This window comes from Streptomyces sp. NPDC059567 (assembly GCF_042735655.1).
Taxonomy (GTDB): Bacteria; Actinomycetota; Actinomycetes; order Streptomycetales; family Streptomycetaceae; genus Streptomyces.
Window position 1 is genome coordinate 1 of the sequence record NZ_JBHWBS010000115.1, and the last position, 5053, is coordinate 5053.

Genomic DNA, 5053 nt, shown 5'->3' on the forward strand with positions numbered 1-5053 from the left:
CTGCAGTGCTGGACCGGCACCTGCACCACCTGCGGCCGACGCCTGCCCCGCAACAGAACCAGACTCAGAACCTAACGAAGCACTACTAGGGCGTGCCCGGCGGATCAGGGCCGGGTCCGCGACGCCTGGCTCAGGGGTGCATCCGAGCGCCCTTGAGGACCTTGTCCACCGCGTTGCGCGGGCCGTACACGGCCATCCCCACCAGATCCAGCGTGTCCCTGCCCACGGCCCGGACCGCCGCCCGGTTGTCCCGGTCGTTGCCCGTGCCGAAGAGGTCCGAGGTGAACACGGCCGTCGGCAGACCGCGGGACAGCGCACGGCCGTGTGCGGCGGAGAGCACCTCCTTCGTCCCCTCGAACACGAGCACCGGCTGACGGAACATCGGCAGGTACGCGGTGCCGTCGGCGTCCTCGTACGGCTCCCCGATCACCTCGGGCGCCGCCGTGCCGAGGCCGCTGACCAGGAAGGCCGTGACGTTCAGCCGCTGCCAGGGCTCCAGGTCTGCGCGGAGCAGCACGGCGATCTTCGTGTCGAAGCGCACCGGCGCGGTCCCGTCTCCCGCGTCGTTCCCGGCCACGGCCGGCGTTCCGTTCTCGTCGTTCGTTCTCATACGTCGAGACTGCGCGATGCCCGGGGCCGCCGTCTTGTACGTTCTTTGCATGACTGCCCGGCAGGAGATCTCCGCATGGCGCCCGTCGGTGCCGGGGGTCACGGAGGTCTTCCACGCGCGCTTCACCGAGCACACGTACCCGATGCACGTCCACGACGACTGGACTCTGCTCATCGTCGACGACGGCGCGGTCCGCTACGACCTGGACCGCCACGAGCGCGGCACCCCGAACGGAACCGTCAGCCTGCTTCCGCCGTACGTCCCGCACAACGGCTCACCCGCCACCGCCCACGGCTTCCGCAAGCGCGTGCTCTACCTCGACCTGACGCAACTGGACGAGGGCCTCATCGGGGCTGCCGTCGACCGACCGGACCTCGCCGACCCCGTGCTGCGCCGGCGGGTCGAGCAGCTGCACACCGCTCTCGCGCGGCCGGGCGACGAACTGGAGGCGGAGAGCCGCCTCGCGCTGATCGGCCGACGCCTGCGCACCCATCTGGGCCCGGCGCCGGCGGCCGACCTCGCGGAGGGACCCGACGGGACCGTGCGCGACCCCGGAATCGCCCAGGACTTCCGGGACCTCCTCGACACACGGCTGCGCGAAGGGACCACGCTCCAGGAGGCCGCGTCCGTCCTCCACGCCCATCCCGCACACCTCGTCCGTGCCTTCAGCGCCGCGTTCGGCATCCCGCCCCACCAGTACCTGATGTCCCGCCGCGTCGGCCTCGCCCGACGGCTGCTCCTCGACGGCCGGCCGCCCGGCGAGGTGGCCGGCGCCACCGGCTTCTACGACCAGTCCCACCTCACCCGGCACTTCAAGCGGGTCTGGGGCGTCACCCCGGGCCGGTACGCCCGCACCGGACGCGCGGACCGCGGCTGATCCGCGGGACGGTCCGGGGGCTCAGCCCTGCAGTGCCTGGGCGGCCGCGATGCCCAGGGCCACGACCAGCGTCACCACGACGAAGACGAAGAGCCGCTGGCGCAGCAGACGCGGATTCGCCGGGCGCCGCCCGGCCGAGGTGGTGCGCGCGCCGCCCGGCCGGGAGGGCGCGGGACGCCCGTTGGGCCGGGACTGCGAGGCCCGCGAAGAGCCGCCGCCCGTGCGGGGCGCGGACGGCCGCGAGGCCGGACCCTGGGCCCGGCCCTGCGTGGTGCGCTCGGTGTACCGCTCCGTCGGCCGGCTGTCGGCCGACTGCTCCGTACGCTCCCGCTGTACCGGCGGGCGGGCGGCGGGCAGTCCCTGAGCCTCGCGGGCCGCGATCTCCTTGAGCCGCATGGAGAGTTGCAGGGTGCTGGGACGCTCCTCGGGATCCTTCGCCAGACAGGCGCGGACGAGCGGGGCCAGCGCGTCCGGTACGCCGTTCAGCTGCGGCTCCTCGTGCACCACCCGGTAGAGCATGACCTCCGAACTGCCATGGCCGAAGGGCGAGTCCGCCATCGCCGCGTACGCGAGGGTGGCACCGAGCGAGAACACGTCCGTGGCCGGGGTGACGGCCGCGCCCCGCACCTGCTCGGGTGCGAGGAACCCGGGGGAGCCGACGGCCGTGCCCACGTGGGTGAGGGTGCTGGCGCCGGTGGCCCAGGCGATGCCGAAGTCGATGATCCGCGGCCCCTTGGGGGAGAGCAGGATGTTCGAGGGCTTCAGGTCCCGGTGGACGACCCCGGCCTCGTGGACGGCGACCAGGCCCTCCGAGAGCGCCGCCCCGATCGCGGCCACGTCGGCCGCGCGCAGGGGGCCCTCCTCCGCGACCCGGTCGTGCAGCGACGGGCCGGGAACGTACTGGGTGGCGAACCAGGGGCGGTCGGCCTCCAGGTCGGCGGCGACCAGCCGGGCGGTGCAGCCGCCCCGGATCCGCCGGGCCGCGGAGACCTCGCGGGCGAAGCGCGAACGGAACTCCTGGTCCTCGGCCAGATCGGGCCGGATCACCTTCAGCGCCACGCGCTGACCACGGCGGTCGGACCCCAGGTACACGACACCCATACCGCCGGCGCCGAGTCGCCGGTGGAGCCGGAACGACCCGACGATCCGCGGATCCTCGCGCCGGAGCCGCATCATCGCCATGTCCGTCCCCTCGTCCGTTCGACGTGGCACAGCTTACGTATTGCCGCCCCGGTGCGCTCATAGGCCGCGCCCTCGCGCGCGCATCGATTGTCAGTGCTGGGGAGGACACTTGAGGGGTGGTCAGGAGGGCGGCACCGCCGACCGTCCGAGCCGCGGGATTCTCCAACATCCAATCGCAGAAGGGGGATTCGGTCGATGAAGGGTGATCGTGTGGAGATAGTCGTGGACGCGGGGGACACGACACGGACGTACGAAGTAGTGGCAAGCCGGGCGGGCCGGAGGGTGGAGACGGCGGTACGGCGAGGGGTGGTGGAAGTGAGCGAAGTCACGCGGACCGGGGTGGTCGTGCGGACGGCCCGCTTCATGGCGAGCCGGGTCCTCGCACTGGTCGAGCAGCCGGTACCCCTCAGGGAAGACCCTCAGTCCTAGGGCGGGCTCTCCACCCAGGGGAGTACGCCGTGGGGGTACTCGTCATCCTCATGGAGGCCCGGAGATCGGTACGCGGGCATGACGTCCGGGCGGCATCGGATCCCTAGTGTTGAGGTCAAGCGGCGGGTGCAGCACTCGTCCCCCGAGGTCAGACACCCGCCGCTGCCAGACGAGACAGGAGAGGACCCATGGCGTACACGGCACCGCGGATCAGCACCCGACCTTCGGGCCGCCGCCACCCCCTGGTGGCGACCGCCATGGTCCTCCCTCTCGCGACCCTGCTGGTCGTCGTCTTCGGCGGCTGGGACGCAGTGGTCACACAGGCGTCGTCCGTGGGCGTGATGCTGGGGCGCTGAGCGGCGCCCCGGACCCGGGAGAGCGGCCCGGGTCGGGGACATCCGGCCAACAACCCCGTGGGGACGGGGGTGCGGCGGACGGCAGCGTGCGGCCGGTCAGCTGGGGAGCTGACCGGCCCTCGCGCTTTCCGGGACCCGGCAGGGTTCGGGGGAGGGGTGGGTGAGGGAGCGAGCCCCGCCGTGCGCGGCACAGCGCGTACGCTCCCCGCGTGGAGCACGCCCTACTCGAACAGCTCAGCGCCCTCGCGCGCGACGCCGCGCACCGCACCGACCCGGCCTGCGCATGCGCCCCGCACACCACGGGCGTTCTCGCCGACCGTGACGACGGCACCGTCGTCCGGCACGGCGCCGTCGTCGTCAAGGCCCACGCCCCCGGCATCGACCCCGGCATGCATGCCGCCCGGATCGCCGTCGCCGCACTCGACGCGCTCGACGGGGTCCTCCTCCCGCCCCATGGCCGGCCGACGGCCACGCCCGACGCCCGTCCCCTGACAGCCTGGCCCTACGGCACGCCCGTCGACCCCGCCGATCCCGACGCCGCCCCCTGGGAGGACGCGGCGCGGCTCCTCGCCAGGCTCCACCGAACCCCGCCGCCCCCCGCGCTCCCGGCCATGCGCGCTCCCGCCAAGGCCGCCCTCGCCGTCCAGCGGATGCGCCGGGCCGACGGCGCTCCCGGCCCCGCCGTCGAGGCCGTGCTGAATGCCTGGCGGACCCTTCCGGAGGAGCCCGCCGACCGCCGCCTCCTCTGCCACGGCGACTTCCACCTCGGCCAGCTCGTGCGCGACCCGCGAACGCCCGACGGCCCCTGGCTCCTCATCGACGTGGACGACCTCGGACTCGGCGACCCCGCCTGGGACCTCGCCCGTCCCGCCGCCTGGTTCGCCGCCGGCATCCTGCCCCCGGACGTCTGGTCCCGCTTCCTCGACGCGTACCACCAGGCCGGCGGCCCCGCCGTCACCGCCCACGACCCCTGGGCCCAACTCGACGTCCCCGCCCGCGCCCTGACCGTCCAGACCGCGGCGCTCGCCCTCGCCAAGTCCACCGCCGAGAAGCGCCCCCTCGACGAGGTCGAGGAAGTGATGATCGACACCTGCGCCCGAATAGGTTCGCTCCGAACCGAGTTGACCCCACCCGCGTCCTCTTAAGCTGAGAGCACCATCCGAACGGCAGGGAGTTGAGCCGAACATGCAGTGTCCCAAGTGTCATGCGGCCATGCACACGTACAACCGCAACGGTGTCCAGATCGAGCAGTGCAGCGGTTGCCGCGGGATATTCCTGGACTACGGCGAGCTGGAGGCCCTGACCCGGCTCGAGTCCCAGTGGGTGCAGCAGGCCCCGCCGGCGCCGCCGGCCTACCCGGCGCAGGCCGCTCCCGCCGCCCCCGCCTGGGGCGCCCCGCACCACGGCGGCCACCACGGCGGTCACCACCACCAGCGCGGCTTCGGCCGGATGCTCTTCTCCTCCTGAGAAGGAGCGGATACGACGAAGCCCCCGGCCCCCACGCGCGGGCGGGGGGGTGGGGGGGGTTGGGGGATAGGGGGTTTTAGCAAGGTTCAGATACGGGTGAGGGGAGCGCCATACCGCAGTGGGAAAAGCGCC

Annotated in this window: 7 protein-coding genes; 5 read left to right on the forward strand and 2 right to left on the reverse strand. The window is 73.3% G+C overall.

From position 1 onward, the window contains the following. Positions 1–130: 130 nt before the first annotated feature. Entirely contained in the window at positions 131–610 is a 480-nt protein-coding gene (locus ACFVZW_RS32655; protein WP_384529096.1) for a DUF2000 family protein, read from the reverse strand. 49 nt (positions 611–659) lie between these two features. Here ACFVZW_RS32655 and ACFVZW_RS32660 point away from each other — a divergent pair, with 49 nt between their 5' ends. Next, entirely contained in the window at positions 660–1487 is an 828-nt protein-coding gene (locus tag ACFVZW_RS32660) for a helix-turn-helix domain-containing protein (RefSeq protein WP_384529099.1), read from the forward strand. Positions 1488–1508: 21 nt separating this feature from the next. Here the strand turns inward: ACFVZW_RS32660 and ACFVZW_RS32665 are convergent, their stop codons facing one another. Next, positions 1509–2669: a serine/threonine-protein kinase gene (locus tag ACFVZW_RS32665; protein ID WP_384529101.1), complete on the reverse strand. Its 1161-nt coding sequence runs from the start codon at positions 2667–2669 to the stop codon at positions 1509–1511. Positions 2670–2864: 195 nt separating this feature from the next. Between ACFVZW_RS32665 and ACFVZW_RS32670 the strand changes: the two genes are divergently transcribed. The 4 genes from ACFVZW_RS32670 to ACFVZW_RS32685 all read left to right on the forward strand — a co-directional run bounded on the left by ACFVZW_RS32670 (position 2865) and on the right by ACFVZW_RS32685 (position 4921). Next, the gene (locus ACFVZW_RS32670; protein WP_137990476.1) at positions 2865–3098 is read left to right on the forward strand and encodes a hypothetical protein; all 234 of its coding nucleotides are present in this window, start codon (positions 2865–2867) and stop codon (positions 3096–3098) included. A 188-nt stretch (positions 3099–3286) separates the two neighbouring features. After that, complete coding sequence (locus ACFVZW_RS32675) at positions 3287–3454, forward strand: hypothetical protein (protein ID WP_384529105.1); 168 nt, start codon at positions 3287–3289, stop codon at positions 3452–3454. Between the two features lie 209 nt (positions 3455–3663). Then, the gene (locus ACFVZW_RS32680) at positions 3664–4599 is read left to right on the forward strand and encodes a phosphotransferase family protein (protein ID WP_384529108.1); all 936 of its coding nucleotides are present in this window, start codon (positions 3664–3666) and stop codon (positions 4597–4599) included. 40 nt (positions 4600–4639) lie between these two features. Then, positions 4640–4921, forward strand: a complete 282-nt coding sequence (locus ACFVZW_RS32685) for a zf-TFIIB domain-containing protein (RefSeq protein WP_329122752.1) — start codon at positions 4640–4642, stop codon at positions 4919–4921. Positions 4922–5053: the final 132 nt, after the last annotated feature.